At 40.8% G+C, this 23,672-nt stretch carries 18 protein-coding genes and 2 pseudogenes; 11 read left to right on the top strand and 9 right to left on the bottom strand.

What is annotated here, in order from left to right:
* The gene (locus H70357_RS07515; protein WP_081965719.1) at nucleotides 1–1,800 is read left to right on the top strand and encodes a hypothetical protein; all 1,800 of its coding nucleotides are present in this window, start codon (nucleotides 1–3) and stop codon (nucleotides 1,798–1,800) included.
* 102 nt (nucleotides 1,801–1,902) lie between these two features.
* On the opposite strand, the gene H70357_RS34200 is transcribed toward H70357_RS07515, so the two are convergent.
* Nucleotides 1,903–2,865: an SMEK domain-containing protein gene (locus H70357_RS34200; RefSeq protein WP_052091879.1), complete on the bottom strand. Its 963-nt coding sequence runs from the start codon at nucleotides 2,863–2,865 to the stop codon at nucleotides 1,903–1,905.
* A 48-nt stretch (nucleotides 2,866–2,913) separates the two neighbouring features.
* Entirely contained in the window at nucleotides 2,914–3,201 is a 288-nt protein-coding gene (locus tag H70357_RS07505) for a hypothetical protein (RefSeq protein WP_156130829.1), read from the bottom strand.
* Between the two features lie 504 nt (nucleotides 3,202–3,705).
* On the opposite strand from H70357_RS07505, the gene H70357_RS35020 reads away from it, so the two are divergent.
* A protein-coding gene (locus H70357_RS35020; RefSeq protein WP_156130828.1) for an IS3 family transposase occupies nucleotides 3,706–5,057 on the top strand; the annotation gives its coding sequence in 2 pieces (ribosomal slippage) (nucleotides 3,706–4,093 and nucleotides 4,093–5,057; 1,353 coding nt in all).
* Between the two features lie 411 nt (nucleotides 5,058–5,468).
* Here H70357_RS35020 and sigK read toward each other — a convergent pair.
* The 7 genes and pseudogenes from sigK to H70357_RS07460 form a co-directional block, all read right to left on the bottom strand.
* The gene (gene sigK / locus H70357_RS07490) at nucleotides 5,469–6,014 is read right to left on the bottom strand and encodes an RNA polymerase sporulation sigma factor SigK (RefSeq protein ID WP_081965718.1); all 546 of its coding nucleotides are present in this window, start codon (nucleotides 6,012–6,014) and stop codon (nucleotides 5,469–5,471) included.
* 27 nt (nucleotides 6,015–6,041) lie between these two features.
* On the bottom strand, nucleotides 6,042–6,647 hold the full coding sequence (locus tag H70357_RS07485) for an ATPase (protein ID WP_038587468.1): 606 nt from the start codon (nucleotides 6,645–6,647) through the stop codon (nucleotides 6,042–6,044).
* Nucleotides 6,648–7,422: 775 nt separating this feature from the next.
* Complete coding sequence (locus H70357_RS07475; protein WP_038587462.1) at nucleotides 7,423–8,151, bottom strand: ATP-grasp domain-containing protein; 729 nt, start codon at nucleotides 8,149–8,151, stop codon at nucleotides 7,423–7,425.
* 92 nt (nucleotides 8,152–8,243) lie between these two features.
* Nucleotides 8,244–8,411: a hypothetical protein gene (locus H70357_RS37060; RefSeq protein WP_368665134.1), complete on the bottom strand. Its 168-nt coding sequence runs from the start codon at nucleotides 8,409–8,411 to the stop codon at nucleotides 8,244–8,246.
* A gap of 47 nt (nucleotides 8,412–8,458) precedes the next feature.
* Nucleotides 8,459–8,971, bottom strand: a pseudogene (locus H70357_RS07470) (transposase); the annotation flags it as partial.
* Between the two features lie 239 nt (nucleotides 8,972–9,210).
* Nucleotides 9,211–10,509 carry a group II intron reverse transcriptase/maturase gene (ltrA, locus tag H70357_RS07465; protein ID WP_038587459.1) on the bottom strand — a complete coding sequence of 433 codons (1,299 nt, stop codon included), beginning with the start codon at nucleotides 10,507–10,509 and terminating at the stop codon, nucleotides 9,211–9,213.
* A 607-nt stretch (nucleotides 10,510–11,116) separates the two neighbouring features.
* Nucleotides 11,117–11,692: a hypothetical protein gene (locus H70357_RS07460; RefSeq protein WP_052091877.1), complete on the bottom strand. Its 576-nt coding sequence runs from the start codon at nucleotides 11,690–11,692 to the stop codon at nucleotides 11,117–11,119.
* A 408-nt stretch (nucleotides 11,693–12,100) separates the two neighbouring features.
* On the opposite strand from H70357_RS07460, the gene H70357_RS07455 reads away from it, so the two are divergent.
* The 9 genes and pseudogenes from H70357_RS07455 (at nucleotide 12,101) to H70357_RS35735 (ending at nucleotide 23,619) form a co-directional block, all read left to right on the top strand.
* Entirely contained in the window at nucleotides 12,101–12,625 is a 525-nt protein-coding gene (locus H70357_RS07455) for a hypothetical protein (protein ID WP_038587455.1), read from the top strand.
* 420 nt (nucleotides 12,626–13,045) lie between these two features.
* Nucleotides 13,046–13,762: pseudogene (locus H70357_RS07450) on the top strand (ABC transporter ATP-binding protein); the annotation flags it as partial.
* A gap of 133 nt (nucleotides 13,763–13,895) precedes the next feature.
* On the top strand, nucleotides 13,896–14,414 hold the full coding sequence (locus H70357_RS07445; RefSeq protein ID WP_038587452.1) for a peroxiredoxin family protein: 519 nt from the start codon (nucleotides 13,896–13,898) through the stop codon (nucleotides 14,412–14,414).
* 330 nt (nucleotides 14,415–14,744) lie between these two features.
* Nucleotides 14,745–15,233, top strand: a complete 489-nt coding sequence (locus H70357_RS07440; RefSeq protein WP_038587449.1) for a hypothetical protein — start codon at nucleotides 14,745–14,747, stop codon at nucleotides 15,231–15,233.
* A 784-nt stretch (nucleotides 15,234–16,017) separates the two neighbouring features.
* Entirely contained in the window at nucleotides 16,018–17,184 is a 1,167-nt protein-coding gene (locus H70357_RS07425; RefSeq protein ID WP_038587440.1) for a cysteine desulfurase family protein, read from the top strand.
* 75 nt (nucleotides 17,185–17,259) lie between these two features.
* Complete coding sequence (locus H70357_RS07420; protein ID WP_038587437.1) at nucleotides 17,260–17,964, top strand: ABC transporter ATP-binding protein; 705 nt, start codon at nucleotides 17,260–17,262, stop codon at nucleotides 17,962–17,964.
* On the top strand, nucleotides 17,958–22,049 hold the full coding sequence (locus H70357_RS35015) for an FtsX-like permease family protein (protein ID WP_052091874.1): 4,092 nt from the start codon (nucleotides 17,958–17,960) through the stop codon (nucleotides 22,047–22,049). Before H70357_RS07420 ends, H70357_RS35015 begins: the two co-directional genes overlap by 7 nt.
* A 686-nt stretch (nucleotides 22,050–22,735) precedes the next feature.
* Nucleotides 22,736–23,137: a hypothetical protein gene (locus H70357_RS07410; protein ID WP_038587434.1), complete on the top strand. Its 402-nt coding sequence runs from the start codon at nucleotides 22,736–22,738 to the stop codon at nucleotides 23,135–23,137.
* Nucleotides 23,138–23,244: 107 nt separating this feature from the next.
* Complete coding sequence (locus H70357_RS35735; RefSeq protein WP_144024502.1) at nucleotides 23,245–23,619, top strand: hypothetical protein; 375 nt, start codon at nucleotides 23,245–23,247, stop codon at nucleotides 23,617–23,619.
* Nucleotides 23,620–23,672: the final 53 nt, after the last annotated feature.

The raw sequence follows: 23,672 nt of genomic DNA, 5'->3' as shown, positions 1-23,672 counted from the left end.
ATGCAGAATGAAGATAATGAAACGAGTTTTAGTGATTCTTTTAAAGAAGATCAACAAGTAGTACAAACAGAGCAAACCATCAGGATGACGTCTGCGGTTTTTCCCACTATTGAAGAGAACTGGTCGAGTGAAGGAAAGGAAGAAAGTGCTATGCCTGAGTATTCGGATATTGAAATGACTCGCAAGCAATTGTATGAAGAAATCTGGAGTATATCTGTTGCTGGAGTAGCCAAAAAGTATAATCTTACTTACGCTCACCTTATGAAGCAGATTAAAGAGGCGGGCATTCCGATACCCGCGTCTGGATACTGGACCAAGCTCAATTTCAGCAAGCCTGTAACCAAACTGGAATTACCGGAACCGGCAGACGAGAAAGTTGTAATTTCAAGAACCATTCCGTCTACTCGTAAAAAGAAGCAGCAAATCATAACTGATGAAAATTCCGGTAGATCTGCAAAGGATGCGGTTGTTGCCGAATCCTCTGCATTACAAGTTGAGGAACAGATACTCTTTCCTCCGACAACAAAGAAAGATGAACCCAGCGAAGTCGCTCAAATGATTGGACCACCAGAAACGTATGAGCAATTTGGACGAACCTACAATATTTATGATCGTGAGATCTTATACAATGAAGTATGGCTGGCCCCCGTAACCGAAATAGCAAAGCGATATGCTGTCTCGGATGTCGCAATCCGCAAGATCTGTCAATCGTTAGATATCCCCACACCTCCAGTTGGATATTGGGCCAAGCTTCGTGCAGATAAACCTGTAACTCGCATACCGCTTCCGATAAGCAGCAAGCCCACCAAAAAATCAGGCGCAAGAACTGGAACGGATTTTACTCCACAGATTGAAAAGGAAACACTTAGCTTTCTGAATGAAGAAGATAGACGTGTCATTCTTTCCGTTGCAACGCAAATCATGCTTCCCGGTGAAAACGCTAAAATGCATTCGACAATTGTAGCCCACCGCAGAGCAATCACGGAATGGAAGAAAAAACACAAGGAACAAGAATCAAGAGGTTACAATCGGAGAAGTATGGATACTACACTCTTTCTTGCCGATGCAGTGTCTGAAGAATCTTTGCCTCGGGTGCTACACATCCTTGATGCGCTAATCAAAGCTATGGAACCGCTCGAATGCTCACTAACTAATGATCTAAGATTTATTGTCAATGGCGAAACGGTCTCTGTTTCAGTGACAGAAGCACAGGACGAGATTAAGCATATTCCTACTAAAGAAGAAAATCTTCAACTACTACAGTATGAGGAAGACAAGCGCCGCAATACATGGGCGTCAAAACCAAAAATCAGAAAGCATGACTATGTTTACAATGGCCGGATTACAGTTTCGGTATACAGTGCTAAAAGCTTTCGTGATTGCAAATCATACGTTATTGAAGAACGCCTTGGCGATCTAATGATCGCGTTTTACGAGGCATCTGATATACTCCGGCAAGAGCGCGAGGCCCGAGAAGAAGCCGAACGCAAACGCAAAGAAGAGGAACGTCGAAAAGAGGAATATCGTCAACGCTTTAACGAAGAAGTCGACCAAACGCTTATGCTAGAAAATCTTTCGGAGGACTACGATATCGCTTGCAAAATGAGACGTTACATTGCAGCTGTTGAGGTATCTGGAAACTTCAATCCTAAGACAATAGAATGGATTTCATGGGCAAAAGCCAAGGCTGACTGGTATGACCCCACAATTGCTCGTGAAGACGAATTGTTCGGAAGAAGGAATCACAAAAAGAACGCAGACCAAAAAAAGCTGGAGCGTAATAGGTACAAATGGTGGTAATAGACATGAGCTGCAAGCGGGCCAGTGTCACTGGGTCCGCTTGCTCTAGCTGTTTTTAGTTACTTGTTATACTGCACACTCATCACAGGCACCGAGTCATATTCAGTATCTTATCTTCATTTCAAAACCCCTATAAATACCTTTAAATTTTAAGAGTATGTTCTTCCTCGCTCTATCCATTTCTTCAATTGCATAAGGTGAAATGAAGTGAACTCCACAGTTTTCATCATTACATCCACATAACTTAATTTCGTTTTTGCGAATAAGCTCTTCATACAAATACCTCAAGTCAATAAGGTCATCGATTATCGAAGATACTACTTCTCTTATCCCTTTATCATTTAATTTTGATCTCGGACTTATGTTCTTAATGACACTTCCATCTCTGAGTCTGTATACTCCAGTGTTCAGAGCTTCTATCGTTCCTTCAATAGCTTTGATAAAACCTGGTAAATTACTTTCTTGATAAAAAGGAGTTGAAAAGGCAGGTCTATCAAAACAATTATAGATTTCCTCTAGGATTTCAAGATCATCTTTAATCCTTACATTTTCAGCGCCAAATTCATGCCGCATTTTTTTTAATAAAGATAAGAATTGATTATAGTTCGTTTGATATACTTCTTCTATTCTTTTTATAAGCATCCTGTCTGTTATTACATCAGTTGAAAAGTCAAAATCCTTGTAGATACTATTATATTTATAGTTTCCTTTCTTTACCGTTTCAAAATTTAAGATTAGAAATTTGATACCATTTTTATAGGACAGCTCCATTCTATTTTCAATGAAATCAGATAATGTCTTTTTTATTTTTTTACCATCAACCCTTGAAGTAACCTGAACAGCAATATTATTTTCACGATCTATTAAATCAACAGCACAAGCATTAGTGACTTCACTATTAGCATTAATTAAATTGTATCCATAAAGCTCATTTAGGATAAACGCAGATAAGTTTTCTGAAATTTTATTAATATCGTAGTATCTAATCGCATTTTGTAATCGTATCTCGCTTATCCATCGGGTTAGATAACTTATACATTTATTTAATTCGATTTGATTTCTCATTAACTCACCTCTAAAATGAATTAAAAACTTGTTCGCTCACGACCCACGTTATTTCCTAAGTCCAAAAATTTTACTAGCCACATCAAATTCCTTCTCATAAGGTTTAAGTCTAATCATATCCGCCATGCAAACATATACATTGGTTTGTTCATAGAATTTTAAAGCTAAGGTATGCGACCCAAAGCCATCTAACGGACTAAATTGATATGTAAAAACCATAGGATTTTTCCCTTGTATTGGTGTATTCCAGTAACCTTGCTCCTTTTCAAACATTCTTATTCCATTTCTAATAAATTGATTTGATCCCGCAGCCGATGCATCTGGTGATAAAAACATATCCGATGCAACGACACATTTCCCTTTATGCTGAGCACGATACTTATGAAAAAATAGAGCTCTCGCAATTGCTTCAAAAGAATAACTTAACCGAGGAACATCAAGATTGATTATTGAGACAGGAACCTCTCTTTCATTAATTATAAATGTTTAAATTCTTCTCAATTTCTAACAAATTTCTATGAAGCCGCAAAGATCGTCTCAGCTTGGTTTGTGTATGTGCATACGCTATAAGATTGTTGCCAACTCTTGCAGTCAAACAAGCCATTAGATATTCATCTTCACCTGATTTCAAAGAGTTATGCTCGTCACACGAAGGAACGGTGATTAATTCGGAACGGAAAGATTGTTTAAAATGTTCCCCTACATCTTTATCTGTTGGAAAAAGACACCTTGGTGGAACATGTGAACTGTGACCCGTAAGATGGAAACTTTGAAAAAAGTGACCCTCTTATGGGTCATTTGTGTTTTAATCGAAATAGCGAAATAGCGGAGGAAGCCTTCATGAATAATAAAACAAGAGGAAGCTCAAAAATATTCAACGAAAAAGAGATTAAACTACTAGAGAACAATCCAAATGTAGAGAACGTGACGGAAAAGAGTATCACCTATTCGTCAACGTTTAAGTTGGCTGCGGTTAAGGCCTATAAGGAGGGTCAAACTCCAATGGAAATCTTCCTTAGTGCGGGATTTGACGTAGATATTATCGGTCGCAAGAAGCCTAAGCATTGCCTAACCCGTTGGCGTAATACGTACAATGCTCTGGGAGATGCTGGATTACTAGAGGAACAACGAGGAAAGGGATCCCCGGGCAGACGACCAGCTGGAGAACTTTCTATCGAGGAAAAGTTCAAACGTGCAGAGGCACGAATCAAGCTTTTGGAGATGGAGAACGATTTTTTAAAAAAGCTAGAGGCGCTCGAAAAGCAGAAGATGCAGAGGGAACATTGACACCCTCCGAGCGCTTTGAAATTATTAACCAAACGATACGTAAGCACGGTTTGCAGCGAGTGACGCGTTATTTGTGCAGGCTAGCCAGTGTGAGCTTAAGCGGATATTACCGTTGGCAAGCTGTTGAGGAAGCCAGACAGTTGCGAGAGGAAGCGGACGAGCGTGACGCTTTCCTCATCAAGAAACACTATGATGCTTTAAAGGGTAGAGCAGGAGCATTGGTCGTGAAGATGAGGCTGGAACGGGAGAACGGTATCATCATGAATCATAAGAAAATTCGAAGATTAATGCGAAAATATAAGCTCATTGCTACGATCCGGCAAGCCAATCCCTATCGGAAGATGGCAAAAGCCACACAAGAGCACCAAACGTGTCCCAACTTACTCAAGCGTCAGTTTGACCAAAGAGAGCCCGAGAAAGTGCTACTGACGGATATTACCTATATGCATTATGGCGATGGACAATGTGCTTATTTATCCGTGGTGAAAGACGGGGCTACGAGACAGATTCTAGCTCACTACCTCTCTTCGTCATTGGCCATGCCAATTGTAGAACGAACACTGGAGAAACTACTTGAACGACTGGATGGCAATATTCATCCAGAAGCTCTGTTACACTCGGATCAAGGAATGCACTATACTCATCCTAGATTCCGCCTTCTCGTACACAAAGCTGGGTTTACACAGTACATGTCACGGAAAGGAAACTGCTGGGATAACGCCGCCATCGAGAGCTTCTTTGGCCATATGAAGGATGATTTGGAGTACAAGTCATGTATGACTCTCGTGGAATTACGAACAAGGGTGGATGACTATATCGCCTACTATAACTCCGAGCGATATCAATGGGCATTAAAAAAAATGACTCCCGATGAATTCAGGAGTCACCTATTAACCGCTTCTTAAAGGTCTTCTTTTTTAAACTTTCCACAAATACGGTCACAGTTCACATGCTCACGTGTAGTTGCTTTTTTTCCACACCAATAACATTGCTGATCGATCTTTTCCACATTTTATCTCCTTCATTCTGACATTGATGCCATTTCAATTCTGTCTTATTGCTATTCTGCTGAGTGATCCTCTTTCAAACAAATTCTGCCTCATTCTGCTCCCACTTATGACTTTATATTTAAATACTTTTCTATAGATCTAATCATTTTCCCCCTCCAAATTACTATAGAATCATATTTATCCAAATTATAACATCAGATTTCAAATGTTTTACATGAAAATCCTACTTTTTACATATTTATTTTTGAACTATACGTCCACATTCCGACAACAAAAAGAGTCTGTCAAAAGACAGACCCGATACTCTCACCGCTTCGCCTTATAAAACTCATGATACAGCTTCATCAGCGCCCGCTTCTCAATCCGCGACACATAACTCCGCGAGATCCCCAAGTCCTTCGCAATCTCCCGCTGCGTCCGCTCTTCCCCGCCAGTGTCCAGGCCGAAGCGGCCGACGACGACTTCCTTCTCACGTTCATCCAATATATCAAGATTACGATAGATCTTGCTCTTTTCAATCTTGAGATCGACTTCTTTAATGACATCATCTGCTTCGGAGCCAAGGATATCAATGAGTGTAATTTCATTACCTTCTTTGTCAGTCCCAATTGGATCATGGAGAGAGACGTCCTTGCGGGTCTTTTTCAATGATCTTAAATGCATCAAAATTTCGTTTTCTATACAACGAGCAGCAAAGGTCGCGAGCTTCGTGCCCTTGTTGGGCCGGTAGCTTTCGATGGCCTTGATCAGTCCGATCGTGCCGATGGAAATCAGATCCTCCATATCCTCGCCTGTGTTATCGAATTTCTTGAGGTTATGGACACGATACGATATCAAATAAAAATAAACCAAATGCGATCGCTCCCGATTCGATTTGGTTTACTTTTGCGTTTTATATTTAATCTGTAATTTTAGATCGATTGCTTGTGCCCATTCAGGCAATTCATCTGAATAATATTTTATTCCGCTTTTATCCGCTCCAAGAATAATTTCACCATCTGCTTTACTATTATCAATAACGACTAATTGATCTATTAGGTCTAAGTGAGACAACAGATTATTCATACTTGTTACATTGCGTCTAATAATATCATCGGTTTCAATATGGTGGCCACCGTTTTTCACACGTAGAGCAACACGTTCAATATTTAGCCGAACATCCCCTAGTCCCACATAAAACACAATAATATCAAAGCCTTGTTCCTTTGCATCCCTCATCTGCCTTATAACGTTACCACCCGCTAAGGTGGTTTCCACAGTGAAATCCCACTTATTTCGGATACACTCCCTGGCTATTCTTATGGCTTCTTTCCCAGCAGATACTTTACTCTTTTCAGGATGTCCATTATTAATTTTACGGGCGAGTGCATCCGGATCAATATTTACACTTACTCCAAGCAGGTCAACAATCAAGTTGCGGATTGTGCTCTTACCACTTCCATTATTACCTGCAAACACAAACATCGTTGCAGTTGTCTCATTCATGGGTAAAGTTCTGTTCATTCATTTTCTCGATCTTACCTGTGCTGTATTCTTTAACGATGTGCCCCTCATTTGTCTTATATACTATATATGTCCCATTTGCTTTAGCATCCAATTTCGCACGGTCACCTGTTAGTCGGATCAATTTGGCAAGATCCTGCGTAAGGTCCATCAATATAGAAACACCTCATTTCCACTTATATTTCGAGTATACCACAGTACAGTACTTTTTATATCTGTCTAAAGCTATACGTATAATTCAGCGATCATTGAGTTTCTAAATAAAAAATACAAATAACCTGCAGGATTGACACATTTAATCTCGATTCTTTGTGTCTACTCTGTTGACAGAGGTACAGGTACAACCTTAAAAGTTCTAAGATAATCTTAAAAATGATTTCTTACAATTTTCTTCTTGCAATACACAACACTTCAAAAAAACAAGCATTGCGTCATCTCAATTTGAGAGAACGCCCTTCTCCTTTTCATTATTCAGGTCGGTAATAATGGTAATGTTGATTTCTGTTTTTTTTAGATACTCTGTACTTCTCTGTTCATCGAACTGCCGTAAATGTACTTTACCATTCTTTCCTCAGTCTAATCCCAATAACATGAAGAGTCCAAACGAAATAAATCCCATCCGTCATACCGGTTCTCCTATAGATTCGAAAGTAAGGTGAATTATTATCATAATAGGAAAATATAACTTATTCCTGGTGCTTCCAACCCATATGCAGAGGTAAGTAAGTTCAATAATTGCTGTATATGTTTTTGTGACTTAAAAGGCGCATTCATCAGTCGTATTCGTCAATTCTGACCATCTTGCGGATAATAACTTCGCATAGTCCAAAGAAAACAGCCCATAATGTCCCAGCGCATACCCATCATTAACTTCAATTAGTAAAGTTTCTCCTTTATCGGTTATACCAATATCTACAGCGTATCCTTGGGGAGCAGACTTGTATTGCAAGACAATATTTTCAATGACTCGATAGTCGAACTGCGATCTCCAATTCCCTCTATACCTGCGAACATCTAGAATATTCCCGTATCTGACGAAGCATCTCCACTCCGCTACGAATTTGACCACATCCGAGCATAGTATCACAGGATCTTCACCGTATGTCCCGCATCCCATTAAATCCTTCGTGCTTCTAACCACAACTCCGGTAAACTTTTTATCCTCAACCGGCTTAATGAATACATTCCATTCTCCTGGATTATTTGCAATTATGCTCAGTCTTGACTTCCATACTTTTCTCCCCAAAAATGCAGTTAATTCTTCTGGATAGTCCATTTCTGGTGCAACAATCTCGTATTTGCTAAGCATGGTTCTGACGTCCTCGACATAACTGACAATAACATCTTCCTTTTGATGACCAGACAACTCATTCACGTCTTGGAAATAGCGTATTTCATAACCCATTTGTTTAAATCCGTCATAAGCAGCATAAAAATTATGGTTCGCGATTTCATTATCAGGGCCTTTTTTTATGTATACCTTCAAGAGTAACTCACCACCTCAAATTTTTGTTGATCCCATAATCTGAAATGAACTTTTTTAGAAAACGGGCAAGACTAATGACTCTTATTCTTATACTACCTTAGAATCTCTTCGTAGTCTTGATATGTGAACCCCGACATACGGTATTCCCGTACGTTCGCAGGAGAATCGATGTCTAATTCCAGCTGATAAATATTAAATAATTGCTGCCAGCATGATTGTTTAATACTTAAAGATTCTAGGGATTCACGCAAGAGGTACATAGTCGTTTGATTGAAGCCGGCTTTGCGTAAGATGAACAAGTTCGCAGCGATTTCCCATTTCTTATTAACTCAACCTCAAGCGGAGCAAAGCTAAAGCCGTCCGACCAACCCAGGGTTAGTATGGTGTAGCCCTTGGTGAATTTGCCTGTGGAGTGGTCAAAAACTCGTGCTAATAACTCTGCTTTTTTGCTCCGGTTTCGGCTCAAAACGGAATCGTCGATAATGAATACACGTACGCGCTGAGAGGAAATGAGCGATTCGAAGTGACGCACGATGCGAAGACTTAAAGCCTGCAAAAAGCGCCGCCAAGCAAAAGATGCTTGATTCAAGAACCGATAAATAACGTCCTTGCCGGGAAGATCTGCTCCGCGGTCACTTTCCAGAAGTCGGAACCAATTCTTCCCTTCGAAAACCAAAGAGAACACGATTTGAAAAACGGCTAGACTGGAAATACCGAAGGTTTTAGAAATGCCCGCTTGTCGCAGGGTTTTTCCAATGTGAAGAGTGGCAAAAAGTTTGGAAAAGCGAGACTGTTCAGACAGGGAATGTTGTTGTAACATAGGGTTACGCACCTTTCTTGTTGGCATGGTTGCTCGACACTTCCATGATACCAAACAAGTGAGGTTTTTTTGTCAATACGAGTAAATCCACTGAATTCTCCTTACGCGCTCAAGGGTTTAAGCCATTTTTTCAGGTGGTCGAGTAGACGTGAGCCTCACGACTCACGCCCCTCACAGATCCGTACGTGCCCAATTAAGGCATACGGCTCCTCATATCATCTTTCGCAATACTGCATGGATTATCCGTATATGTTCACGTAGATTTTAGGTTCTGGTAAAGGATTACGCTGCAGGAAAAGGTTATATTTATCTGCCGTGAAACTCCTTCTCTGGCTTCTGCGATTCAACCATTTCAGTAACGTTTTAGATATCTGGAATTTGTATACGGACATTGCTCTGCTGTTGTCCGTTATTCCATAGTAGCGATAATGCCCGATTAGTTTGGCTCGTATCGTCTTCATTAGTTCCTCCACGTCTTGATGGCGTTCCGTTCTCAGCCAATTCTTGAATGCTTTCACTTTAGATTTGAACTTCTTCGCACTCGTTTTTCTCTTCACTCTGAACTTTCCCTTGCTGCTCCTGCTGCAATAATGAGTAAAACCCAGGAAATCAAACGTTTTAGGCTTTCCCTGTCCCTTTCGCTTCCGGTTCTCTTCGGCAAAACGTCCAAATTCCAGAATTTTCGTTTTCTCTTCTGCAATTTCCAGATCGAATTTGGCCAACCGTTTGATTAATGCCTCATAGAATCGTTCTGCATCAACCTTGTACTGAAAGCAGCATACGTAATCATCGGCGTATCTAATCATACTTGCTTCGCCCCGGCATGCTTTCTTCACTACGACCTCAAACCATAAGTCCAAGGCGTAATGCAGATAAAGATTTGCCAATACCGGAGAAACAATTGAACCTTGTGGGGTTCCGGCTTCTGTCGGCTCCCATCTCCCTTGTTCCATGATCCCGGCTTTCAGAAAACGTCTGACTAGCCTTTGGATATGTGAATCTGCAATTCTTACTCCAAGGAATTTCATGAGCCATTCGTGATTGACCTTCGTAAAGAAACTACGAATGTCGGCATCCACGATGTAGCTGGTTCTTCCATATTCAATATTTCGATTCAATGCTTTCAGTGCGTCATGACAGTTTCTCCCTGGGCGAAAACCGTAGGATAGGTTCAGAAAGTCCTGTTCGTAAATGGCTTGGAGGATCTTGTTCAGTCCCAATTGCACGATTTTGTCCTCGTAGGAAGGGATTCCGAGCGGTCTTGTGCTCTTCTCATCCTTGGGTATATAGGCCCTTCTTACAGGTTGTGGTCGGTAGCTCTTCCTCTTCAGCCGTTCTACCAAGTTTTTAATGTTTGATTCCAGATTCTCTTCATATATTGCCTTCGTAACTTGGTCGACACCCGTAGCTTTGCTACCGTCTAGTTCAAGGTGGCATTGTGTCAGCAGTTCCTCATTCAAGAGGTGATACAGCGATGTGAAAGACTCCTTTGGATTTTCTTTTGCTATGTTTGCTATTCTTGCCAGTTTTGTTTGCACTTTTAACCTACCCCTGTGTGTAGAAAATGTGTCCTTAACAAGATTGATGATATGTCACTGCCTTCCCTTTGCCGACATTACTCGGCTTCATCGGTAGTACGCAGTGATCCGACTCCCTGTTCGTCATTTGACATTCTTCCTTTTGATCGGTTGTTTGTCATACTCCCCCACCGGGAGAACTGACAGGGTCTCCCAAGTTGCAGTGAAGTCATTGTATAGCATGCCTGGCTCTCCGACCCCGGGAGAGCTCATCCCTACTTGCCTTTAACGCATGAATGAGTATGGTCTTCCGTACTTTCGACAACGTCGACCTCTCCGGTTTACTCTTTTCGAGGCTCTATCACTTTCAGGCCTACTATCTGGCTGTCTACGCTTAACGTCTGAAATTACTTCCAGCCGTCCAAGACTCGCTATTGATGGCTTGGCTTTAGCCTTTCCAAGCAGGATTTCCACCTGCTAAACTTCACAACCTAGGCTTGGTCGCACCGAAAGTTGAGTAAATTACAATAAAATAGTTCCGGGAGGTAATTTCTAATCTGCGATGAACCTAGGCACGCTCCCTATGGATGGTCCCTATTCAAGCAGCTTCAACGAAATTAGCCGAAATTCAGTCAACCCATTCGGAATCGGACAAGTTCCAAACTTCCATTGAACCTGCGTTTTTACGATATTCCTTGATTTCACCAGTACTCCTGGCCCTCAACAAATAAAACCATTTGGGATCAAACATAATGGACAATTTATCCGCCCAACAGAGCTTGATTGGTAATTCGCTGTGCAACTTTGCATAATGCCTGCTGTGGTATAAAACCAGTTTTTGATACTCCTCACCAAGCCATCTCTTAACGATTTTAGCACGCACCTCCGGATACCATCCTCCTTCTTCACCGTCCATATTGGGCTTACCCCAATAACCAAGATCGTGTGAGAAGATAGAGATGATCTCCTTCCAGGTTGGCTTGCCATAAAGGTAACACCAAGCTCTATAGACTGTCACAGATGCCAAAAAAACTGATGCACCCCAAACAATAGAATATGGGTACCCACTGGCATAAGCCTTCTTAAGATATTCATATTCGCTCCCTCTCGCCCTCACCCAGTCACGCACCTTCACGAACCACCTAACTATCTTGCGGAAGAGCCAGTCGGCCTCATCCAGGCGCTTCCACTCTTCATCTGTCATACTCCCTTCCTCCTCCATAAGCCGGCCAAAAAAGGCTCCCGGTATATTCCCTCCATAGGGTAGTAATGCCGGCGCCTTTGGCGGTCCAATCGGCTCAGGTGATTATTTCACAATTCATTTAATTAGTGATGAACTATTGATGTAATAAACCCCTTTAAACCCACCTGTATTAATGTTTTCTGTTTTTTTCAATACTTTTTGATATTTAGCGCAGATTAGTTCGCTCTTTCCTTAAAATCAAAACCTCATCAGTCCGACATATTCAGATAAAATTTAACTTATGATTCTTCTTAAGTATTTATTTTACATTTCTCGACATAAAAAGGTAATAAAGACTCATGTTTTTTTCCATTATAAAGTATATTATTTTCTCATGTATCAAATATACATATTTTGGAGGTAAGCAAATTGAATTCCTATATTATATTTTTTGTATTTTTTACACTATTTTTTATTTGTTTATCCATTTCAAAAATGACTATCAGTAATTTTCAAATCCTCGTCCCGATATTTTCAAACGTTTCACAAGTTAAATTAAGGAACAAAGCCAGTAAAGTGGGACAGAATGTTAATGCTCTTTTCCAATTCCCCCTGCGTCTTTTTAATTCTCCATTTATTATAATTATTTCAAATGCAAGCTGTTCAGTATGCTATGAGAATTTGGAACGTCTTTTGAATGAGCATGCCACTGAAAATTTACCACTCACCAGCTTGTTAGGCAGTGAGTCCGAAACACCGCTTAAAGAAAAATTCCATCAGCAGTTTCAAAGCCGAATATCCATTTTTGATATTGAAGATAATTTGCTTGCTAACAATGGCTTTCCAATAGCGCCGTACTATTTATTAGTAGATTCCAAGGGAAATATAATTAAAGGCAGTGCGATTTTCGATTCGGTAGTTGAAGACTGGAGGAGGTTTAGTGGAAAACTCTGAGAAGCGGGGATTAGTTCATGTACTTTAAATTATTTTCCTGGTGCATCAGCTACCTATGGAGGAGCAGAAAAGTCATTATTCATAATAAAAATGAGTACTGAATCAGCCACTTCTGTATTCTACATTTTCACCTCTGTCTTTGTATTAGTTGTAATGAGACGGATAGGGTCGCTTCAGATCGGTGACTTTTTAATAGTCAATCAAGCCCTGAACAATACCCAAACTGCTCTCAACCGGTTAACGGTAATTTACTCAGACCTAAAGGTCAGCCTATTATATCTAAAAGATCTCAAGGTCTTTTTTGACCTGGAGGAGCACCTGGAAGCCGTGTGTTTATCCCCAGAGGAAACTAGCAGTACGGAATATTTATCTCTTCAGAATGTGACATTCCGTTATCCGACTCAGACGGTTTGTACACTAAAGGGTATAAGTTTCTCCATCAATAAAGGTGAAAAAATAGCGATAATAGGCAGCAATGGCTCCGGAAAAACAACTCTTATCAAATGTCTGCTGGGACTCTATAAAGAGTACCAGGGTGAAATCCGCATAATGGGCGAAGATATTAAACATATGCCTGACGATCGCTTAAGAAAAACATACGCTGTTATTTTTCAGGATTTCTTAAAATTCCCTTATACTGTAAAGGAGAATATATACTTCGGTGATGTTGATAGTGAATCTTCCCATTCCGATAGCAGAGTGATCTCTGCTAGTACGAAGGCGGGAATACACGGAATGATTTCAAATTTACCGGAAAAGTACAACACATATCTGGGGAATTATATCCATTACGGAGTTGACTTCTCTGGAGGGCAATGGCAAAAAACCGCATTAGCCAGAGCTTTGTACAGGCATTCAGATATATTAGTGCTTGACGAACCAACAGCTTCGTTGGATTCAAGGTCCGAGATGGAAGTATTTAAAGAGTTACTTACTAATTCTGAAGATAAAACAGTTATTTTTATATCTCATAGAATTGCTTCTGCCCGATACGCTGATAAGATCATTCTGTTAAAAGAAGGTGAAATCATAGAGCAAGGTACTCATAATGAACTCGTTGCGAAGCACGGAGAGTATTATCAGCTTTACTCCATGGGAGAAGAAATAGAAGTAATGAACGAGACTATCCCCTGTTAAGGAGGACATAAGTAAATGTTTTATATTGTAATTCCGCTTATTCTTGCAGTACCTTCCTATTTCACATTTAAAAAAATCAAAGAAATCGAGCACCTGATGAACAGAAATCAGTAATAAGGAGAGCTTAAATTATATGAATACTATTTTAATGGTATCCAACATATTACTTTGGGTATTTCTAGGTATTATACTCGTTTTTATTTACTTGTTAACAAGAATATTTGTTACTCATATCAATAACTTCAACGAAAACACTGGAAAAAAAGCATTAAATATTGATGATAAGCTACCTAGCTTTAAGGCAAAGGATCAGAGAGGCGGGCTTATATCGTCGGATCAAATAATGGGCAGTGTAACAAAACTGGTCTTTCTAAGTGACCACTGCGGCTCCTGTTACCGGGTACTCGATATGCTGCAGCATGGAACTGGCAGACAGAATTATTTAGTTTTAAAACCAGACAGGCCAAAAGATTCCTCCATGAATATTAATGACAAACAGTACAACTTCCCTTTAATACGTTCTACCCGCTTAATGAATAGTTTCGGAATTGAAAAAGTACCATTAATTGTTTCCTTTAACCAGGGAGGCGTCATTACAGAAATTCATGAATTAAAAGATACAGAAGAATTAACATCTATTCTGGCAGGATAAAAAACCATTATATTTTTGAAAGGAGGTGAAAATAATGGAATTTATTTCAAAAGCGTTAGGTATTGAACCTAGAATACAGATTTGCCAATGTCAGGTAGACGGACCTGAAGTATGCCGTCAAAAAACCTTCTACCTATGCAGTCAATTTACCGGGAATAATTTTTCGGAAACCCTCTTAATTGACTGCACCACACGGGAAGAATGCGGATCTAGATCGAATTTTAGTTGTTGTTAGAATCCTAATTAAGAGCTGTGAGTTGAATGTGTAATTGCCTCAGCTCACAGCTGAATGTGTTATTGTATTTCCAGTAAATTGTATTTGGAGAAGAGATGATTCCAATAATACCTATAATTATTGTTTTTTTTACTTTTATAGTCACCAGTTCTATTTACATCGCCCTCAAGAGACAAAAAAAGAACAGCTCTAATAATTTATTAAGTGACCACGGCTTAGCAATAAATAGCATATTTCCAATGTCTGACAAACAGCAAGTTAATCACGATAGACTTGTGTTATTTCTGTCAGATACCTGTCTCACATGCTTGGAAATCATCAAAAATATAAGTGAGATTAAAAATTCCCTGGCTCCAAAAGTGATCAATGTTTATCTATCAAAAAAAAAACCGGAAAATGAAGAAGTTAAAAAAATGAGACAGCTAGGAATATCTGTTGTTGAATATCCCCCAATAGATGAAATTATTTATAAAACTAAGATTTTTCCCTTTGCCTACTATCTTTCAAAGGATAAGAAAATAATATCAAAAGGTGCCGTAAGTCACCTAAAAGACATCCAAAAGGTTACAAACAATAACACTTGACACTTAAAACCTCTTGAAAGGGCTGGTTTAAAATGTATTTAGACAATGGTCCTGACATCGGATCTATTGTTTTGGATGATTTCTTTACTTTCAAGGAAAAAAACCTCGAAATTAGGAAAGAAACACTATTATTATTCACTTCGATTTATTGCATTAAATGCATACAATCACTTCCTTTGTTAAAGAAATTATCCGACTCTTTTGACCTTATATTATTTTCAAACGGATTATCGCAGGATATTGAAGAAATGATCACTAATTTTAAATGGGGATTCCCGGTAATATCTATCAATGAAGAACATATGGAGAAGCATTTTTCGATTAGAGTCCATCCTTCGTTCATATTAATTAATGAGCAGAGAATGGTATGCAGTACAGGAGTAATCAATGATTTTAGTGATCTAAAAAATCTTTCACCACAAAAAAAGTCCCATTCCTTACTCCGTCTTTTAAATAATAATATCCGTTAGGAGGTGAAAAAGATGGATTACATTTCGAAAATGCTTGGGATAACACCCAAAATAGCTATTTGTCAGTGTCAGGTTGAAGGCCCCACTGTATGTATACAGATACTCGGAAACAGATGTGGAACTAATAACTATTTTGATGGTTACGAACAGGTCTTGTTACTAGATTGTACTACCAGAGAAGAGTGCAGTTCCAAGCCTACTTACAAATGTTGCGCATAGCATAGATTTAAATAATTCACGCAAGAACTGCTATGTTTATGGACTAGCAGTTCTCATTATTTTGGAACAAACCTAAAAGGAGGGAGATTGTATTGATGTACTTTGATTATTGTGCATCTACACCTGTTAATCCGGAGGTTCTGGATATTTTTTGCGCGGTGTCTAAAAACATGTATGCCAACCCCTCGTCTGTTCACAAATTAGGGTATCAAGCAAGTAGTCTAATTGAAGAATCCCGAGAGAAGATCTCCAAACTATTTAAGATAGCTCCAAGTGAAATAGTATTCACTTCCGGCGCAACCGAAAGTAATAATTTGGCAATTTTAGGAGTTGTGCGTGCCAGCAGAAAGGTCTTTGCCTCCCCCCATATTATCATATCCGCTATTGAGCATTCCTCGGTATACAGCTGTGCTGAATATCTCAAAAAGGATAATGTTGAGGTTACCATATTACCCGTAGATTCTAATGGTCTTGTATCTATAAAGCAATTAGAAGAATCCTTAAAAGAAAATACAGTTCTTGTGAGTATTATGTATGCTAACAATGAAACAGGGGTAATTCAACCAATCAAAGAAATTGGTGAAATGCTTAAATTGCATAATCAGGTTTCTTTTCACGTCGATGGAGTACAAGCAGTTGGGAAAATGGAAATAGCACTAGGTAGTATCGATCTATTTACATTTTCAGGCCATAAAATCGGAGGTCCTAAAGGTATTGGTGCCTTGATTGTTAAAAGCAACACGGTGATTGCACCTATTATTTGGGGAGGAGGCCAAGAATATGGAATTAGACCCGGAACAGAAAATGTCCCGGCAATCGCAAGCCTTGCCCATGCCGTGGAAATTTGTATATTGGAGCAGCTTTCTAGAACCAGACATTTACAAGATATACATCACTATATTTATAACGAAATCAGAAGCATTCCCGAGCTTGAAATTAATAGTCCTCGGGGTCATTTGTGCGCACCCCATATCTTAAATTTCTCTTATAGAGGTGTCCCCTCTTCTATTTCAATAAATATACTTACACAAAAAGGTATCTTAGTCTCATCACAATCAGCCTGTTCTTCCAAATCAAATAAATTTAGCAGAGTTTTGTTGGCCATAACTAATGATAAGGATATCGCTTCAAGCAGTATAAGGTTGAGTTTTAGTGAAGCTACTACATTTAGTGATGCTGATGTTCTATTACAAGAAATTCAAGACATGGTTAAACAAATTAAAACTAACGGAAAGTATTCATACGCCCATTATTCGGCATAAGTGTTGACGGAGCGCCGGCATAACGTTACTCTAACTTTAAGATATATACCTTTATTTGGGATTGGAGGATATTTTGTGCTCGAAGAACTTGCGGTAACTGGTATCTGTAAATCATATAGGATAGGTGAGGTTGAAACCCCAGCGCTGCAGGATATTACCTTGTCCTTTCGACAGCGTGAATTTACAGCCATTGTAGGTGCCTCGGGTTCCGGCAAATCAACGCTTCTAAGCCTGCTTGGAACACTGGACAAGCCAACGGCTGGACAGGTCAAGATCGGGGACGTTAATGTCTCAACATTAAAGGGGAACCAGCTGGCAGATTTCCGGTTTTCGGCGATTGGACTTGTGTTTCAGCATTTCCACCTGCTACCTACGTTAACCAGCATTGAGAATGTCATGTCGCCCTTCTACGGAAGAAGAACCTCTGTTAATTATAAAGCACGTGCCGAAGCGCTATTGATACAGCTTGGGCTCGCAGACAAAGCCAGGTCTCTGCCCTCCCAGCTGTCCGGCGGTGAACAGCAGCGGGTGGCCATTGCACGGGCTCTAATCAACAAACCGCAATGGCTGTTGGCAGATGAGCCTACAGGAAATCTGGACTCCCGAAATGCCGAGGCCTTCTATGAGTTGCTTCAGCAGCTAAAAACAGAACTCGGATGCGGAATCATTGTTGTCACACATGATCTTCAGTTAGCCGGGAAGGCTGACCGGACTATTGAACTAAGAGATGGACGCGTTATTCAGGAAAGAAATGTGACTACAGGCGGTGCTTTATGCTAAAGCTACTGGGATCATTCTGGTGGGGGAATAAAGAACGGTTCATCGTGCTCCTGATCGGAGTTTTAATAGTTAGTTCAGGTTTAAGCTTCCTTTCGGGATTAACGGAATCGAATAAAGGCACGGTGATGGAGACACTGCAGAATAAATGGCAGGTCTCTTATCATATTCTTGTGCGTCCGCCGGGGACAACTTTAACAGATGAACAAAATCAGCTGATAGAGCCAAACTTGCCGGGCGGAATTTCCGGAGGGATAAGTACACAGCAATGGAATCAGATCAAGCAAATATCCGGAGTAGAGGTAGCCGCCCCTTTAGCGGTAATTGGTTACAGCGATTACGGCCTATCACTGGATGGATATGCCAAGGTAGAAGAACCCGGAATATACAATTCGAAACTTAAAGTTTCGATTAACAACGGTGTGCAGCTTCAAAATACCGAGGATTATAATGTGTACGGGACCTACAAATTCCCTCTTGCTAAAGATATCGCTCAAAAGTTTAGAATTATCGATTATGGAACTAATAACATATTTGTTGATACTGTTGAATACAAATCGTTGCTAGTAGGCATTGACCCTGACGAAGAAAACAAGCTAGTTGGACTAGATCAGGCACTGGAACCCCTGGAGGAAGAAAATAGCCGATATTTCAGAGCAAGTGATACGAGTAAATCAAAGCTTAACGCTCAGTTTCAATCCAGAGAAATTGAATTACCCATACTTGTAAGCCGTAATGTCCTACCCGAGAACGCTACATACACTTTTGAGACAACTCGGTTGGATCTTCCCTTTTCCGCACCAGAGAAAGCTAGTGCAGCTATAGCCAAATTGAACACCGGCGAGGTCAAATCTTTTTTTCAAAAAAGCCCAGTGGCGTCCAAGCAATCACACACATACAGTTCGGAGCAAGTATATCAAGCACTCGTTGCCAACCTTTTTAATCAAAATATGCAAATTCAGGGAATTAGAAGTTTCCAACTCTCTACTCCTTTGAAATTTAAGCCAGTCATTAGCCCTTATACAGATAGATGGCCTATTGCTTACCAACTACAAAGCTATGATTCGCCACGAGCCACAGCGGTTACGGATAGTTCTATATCTAACTATGCAGCTTTCACCGATCAATTCCCTGAGTATTATCGGCCTTTGAAGAAACTGCAGGAAACACAGAACCCAAACAAAGTAGCTCAATTTCAACTGCTCCCGAAATACATTGGCATGTATGATCCCGCCAAGCTACAAATCACCAAAGATTTAGGCAATCTGTTCCCAATGGATACCTATAGTACTCCTACAGCAAAATCTGTACTGAATAAAAAGGGCCTGCCGGTAAATCCTCAGGTGGGGCTCTCGTCGATACATAATCCTCTAGGATTTATGACAAGTCCGCCTACAATGCTGACTACACTGGATGCAGCCGGATTAATTATGGGGGATAAGCCCATCTCAGTTATTCGTGTCAAAGTAACCGGAGTGGTTGAAATTACGGAAACGAACCAGGCGAAGCTGGAGCAGGTTGCAGCAGCAATCCGGGAAACTACCGGATTACTTGCCGATGTTACCTTTGCCTCTTCACCACAATCGGTGCTGATTCAAGTTCCGCCAAGCGGTACACAGACTGACCTCGGCTGGATTGAGCAACAATGGATTAAGCTTGGAACGGCGTTTACCTTGGTAAGTGAAGTAAAGGTCGGTTTTTCCGGTATGCTGGTTCTGATCATGTTCGTAGCAGTAATCTATGTGGCAGTTACGAATCTGGTCTCTTTCCTGGTTCGTAAACAGCAATTTGCTGTCTTGCTCTCCATTGGCTGGCGTTATTCGCAGATTAACCGCCTAATACTTACTGAAGCTGTATTTATTGGGCTGGTTGTTATGCTTGTGACCTGGTCTATAGAATCTTACTTTATTTTTATAGAGGGGCGTCAAATTGCCTTATCGGAATTCCTTGCAGTGGGAGGGCTTGGCTTCTTAATCTATATATTAGGTACCGTAGCACCTATGATTTTGGTGCGAAGAATCTCACCTATGGAATCGCTGCGGTTGGGAGAAACATCGGCTAACGTTCGGCGCGTAACTCTAGTCCGGCATTTGTTTCAGCTCGCTTTGGCGCATTTCACCGGGAAACTAAAGCGCAATGCCTTATCAATTCTGTCCATGACCATACCCGCAACGCTCATGATGTTTCTTGTATTTGTCACGCTACGCCTGAAGGGCACTTTCTATACTTCCTGGCTGGGACAATATGCTGCAGCGGAGATTGGTCCCATGCATTATGTGGCGGTGGTCATCTGCCTGACCATCTCCGTCCTGACCATTGCTGAGATCATGTGGCAAAATGTCACGGAACGCAGTGCTGAAATCTCTCTGCTGAAGGCGATCGGCTGGCGGAAGAATATAATTCGCCGTTTAATACTCTGGGAGGGTATTATTGCGGGAGTCCTTGCAGGCGTGCTGTCTCTGATTCTAGGTATACTGTTCATCACAGGAATTTATGGTCAATTCCCGGGCAAGGAGTTGTGGGTTACCCTACCGGTTGTTCTTGTACCGCTGATTGCAGGTCTTGCCGGCTCCATTATTCCGGCTGAGCTGGCCGCGGGTGCCGGACTTCGAAAAGGCCTGTCCGGCAAGATATCCGCCTCGAAGCTGTCCACGCAGCTGCTTAAAGCCGCTTTGGCCATAACCCTACTCCTAATGCTGACTCTCTCAGCAGCTTCTGTCCAGCGGATATTGCACCCGGTAGACGTTCCCGGTGCGGGTGCTGTCGTAACGGAAACGGAAGATATCAGGATTTCCGAACCTGTTACTGCGCCTGCAAATACAGGCGATTTATCTCAATTTACTCCGCATCCAATAGTGAATGGCAGCAAAGCCGTCTATGATCTTGACCTACAGATGGATGAACAAAGCCAATTTACTGTTAAAGCTATAATCGATGTTACCAATACGTCAGCAGATCACTGGGATCAACTAATGTTCTATATGATCCCCAATGTCTTCACGTTGCCGGATGAACATTATATCTACCGAAAGGATGCCCAGTTTATCCTTAATAATGTACTAATTAACGGGAACAAGACCTCTTACACACTGGATCAGGATTCATTAGCGGTCCCGCTAAAAGACTACCTTGCTCCATCTGCGCACACGAAGGTAGAGGTGAATTATACGTTCACTCTGCCAGAGAAGGGGATCCGCTTCGCTAGAACTGGCCAGAGCTATGATCTGGCCCAGTGGTATCCCATGCTGGCCACCTATGAGAACGGCTGGAACAAACAGCCTTATATCCTGGCTATAGAGTCCTATCATACGGATTTCAGTGACTTCACCCTACATTATAAGCTACCCGGCAAATATCGTGTGATCAGCACGTCTGATCTCGATCCAGTAGAAAGTGTATCAGGTGGTGTATTAAAGGCCGAGCATGTGAAAGAATTCATGGTCAGCTTTACCAAAGACCTGAACCCGGTCAGGCAAATCGTAGATAATACCGAAATCAAGGTCTGGGCGGGGACAGAAGACAAGCCGCACATGGAGAATGCGCTTAAGACTGCCGCAGGAGCGCTCCACTTTTTCAATCAAAACATCGGAACTTATCCACACAAGCAGCTTGATGTTATTTTAGGCGATCGTTTATCGATGGAGTATCCGGGAATCGTTACGATCTATTCAAAAGAAGATATCAAACATGTGATTGTGCATGAGATTGCCCATCAGTGGTTCTATGGCGTTGTCAGCAGTGATCCGTTTCATGACGGCTGGCTGGATGAAGGGATGACTGAACTTGCAACCTCACTGTATATGCAAGATTATTCTTACTCAGAAAGTTTGTATAAACCATACAAGCAATATTCCAACCTTCCGCTCTCTGATTACCAGAATGGGGAAATCGGCACCTCACTCTATGCTCAGCCACCCCTAAAATTTAGGGAGCTCCTTGAACACCGAAAGGATGACGGAACCGATTTTCTGCAGGCTTACTATAAGACCTATCAGTATAAGCAGGTAGATACGAAGGAGTTCGTAGATTTCGTAAAGGCTTATTTCGGGATGGAAGATCAATCTTTTTTTGACGGATGGATAAAATAAGGAATACTCGAAAAGGCGGCTGTCCATTAGATGGATAGCCGCCTTTTCCACACCACGGGACGGACAAGCGGTTGCACGCAGCACGACAGAATCACGATAACCGGATCACATATGTTGTGATCTGATAGACGTTATCCTTCAGCACGACCGATGAAGCCAGCAGCTTCTTGCCAGAAGGACTCCTGCGCAGCGATCGGCTATTTCAATATCTCCGGTAATAAACACACCGTCCTGGTCATCTGCAGCGTTCTTGGCGATCAATGAATACGCCAGCTTGCTGCCATCCGGCGACCGTCCAAGCTTCTTTTGACAACAGACAAATTCAAATGATTAGCAGAGTTGATCCTGAAATTGCAAGACCATTTGAACGATTAAACGATGTGTTAGGACTTTGGTTACAATAAGATTTCGGATTAAATTATCAAGTCACACCTCTACTCGCTCAAATTGGCCCCATGAACCTTAATTTAAACACGATAAAAGAAGTACGCTTTTTACTATGTCAAGACATCATTGGTAAACGAGAAATTCATCCCTTTGAGGCAATGCGAGCTCTCAGATACTTTGTTGGAGCAGAAGCTTATAACGAAACAGGTTTAGTTTTACTATTAAGTCTTGAGCAGATTGAAAAACATTAAGCCTGGAATGATATCTGGGGCTTTACTCTGGTTTGGATAGAAACTCCTTTGCCTGAAACAATGGAATTAAAAATGAAGTTTGCTATTCGTATGAAACAAATCAGCATTTTTAATAGAATAGGCAAATCCGTAAAGGAACTTCTTGATAAAATTGAATTATTATTACTGGTTGCTGATACCCAGGAACCTTTCATTTATGATGTCAGCTTGTATGTTGCAAGTCAGCTTGCCCTTATCTCACCAATAAACGCAAACGCACACATTTTAAGAGCTCTTAGAATCTCCCAGTTAAGCGCCAATAACCAGGAAGATGTTGATCTTATCCATCCAGGTACAATAATTTGGATGACAGCAGCTGGTGTCCAAAATGCATTGCAGCTTGATGACTGGTTAAGTACTCTTCTAAAGTTTTCAGATTTCCAACTATTCTTATATCCCTGGAAAAAATAAGAAAGTGCTCTAAAAAACTCAAACTCAAAATCGTATGGGCCTGTTCTATTAGGAGCACTATTATTGTCTTAGGAGAGTATCAAGATCAATTAACAAGAGCTGAGCAATTGGCGTTATATACTTTAGATACAAGTTTTGATTCATCAGCAGATTCGATTGATTCGATTGATTCAATTGTTCAATTCCCTATAAGAGGCGCGATGGGCGGTCAATATGTCTATAAAGAACAATTTACAGATGCTATCACTTGGCTTTCAAATGCTTTTAAATCATCAATAGATTCATTCCCATATCAACAAGTACACTCATATCTTGAATTGAGTAAGGCTTATGGTTCATTAAACCCTGCACTTTCAACTTACTTTTCTGGGAAAGCAGTCGAAATTTCACAACTATATGATTCTATTCCTAATATCTTACGTATAAAGTCGATTGGAGAGCATATTTTAGCATCTTTGGCTGAAGGAAGTATTAAAAATTGACGAAGTGACCGAAGGATGAAAATGGAAAAACATCTGCTACTCCTGTATTGTTG

Origin of the sequence: Paenibacillus sp. FSL H7-0357, from assembly GCF_000758525.1 — a bacterium.
Classification (GTDB): Bacteria; Bacillota; Bacilli; order Paenibacillales; family Paenibacillaceae; genus Paenibacillus_AQ.
This window is presented reverse-complemented; position numbering and strand designations above follow the sequence as displayed.

Bases quoted from the DNA above. Each gene is read 5' to 3' on its own strand.
- H70357_RS07515 (WP_081965719.1), top strand. From the start codon at position 1: ATGCAGAATGAAGATAATGAAACGAGTTTTAGTGATTCTTTTAAAGAA.
- H70357_RS34200 (WP_052091879.1), bottom strand. From the start codon at position 2,865: ATGAGAAATCAAATCGAATTAAATAAATGTATAAGTTATCTAACCCGA.
- H70357_RS07505 (WP_156130829.1), bottom strand. From the start codon at position 3,201: ATGTTTTTATCACCAGATGCATCGGCTGCGGGATCAAATCAATTTATT.
- H70357_RS07485 (WP_038587468.1), bottom strand. From the start codon at position 6,647: ATGAATGAGACAACTGCAACGATGTTTGTGTTTGCAGGTAATAATGGA.
- H70357_RS37060 (WP_368665134.1), bottom strand. From the start codon at position 8,411: ATGTACCTCTTGCGTGAATCCCTAGAATCTTTAAGTATTAAACAATCA.
- H70357_RS07460 (WP_052091877.1), bottom strand. From the start codon at position 11,692: ATGACAGATGAAGAGTGGAAGCGCCTGGATGAGGCCGACTGGCTCTTC.
- H70357_RS07445 (WP_038587452.1), top strand. From the start codon at position 13,896: ATGAATACTATTTTAATGGTATCCAACATATTACTTTGGGTATTTCTA.
- H70357_RS07440 (WP_038587449.1), top strand. From the start codon at position 14,745: ATGATTCCAATAATACCTATAATTATTGTTTTTTTTACTTTTATAGTC.
- H70357_RS07425 (WP_038587440.1), top strand. From the start codon at position 16,018: ATGTACTTTGATTATTGTGCATCTACACCTGTTAATCCGGAGGTTCTG.
- H70357_RS35015 (WP_052091874.1), top strand. From the start codon at position 17,958: ATGCTAAAGCTACTGGGATCATTCTGGTGGGGGAATAAAGAACGGTTC.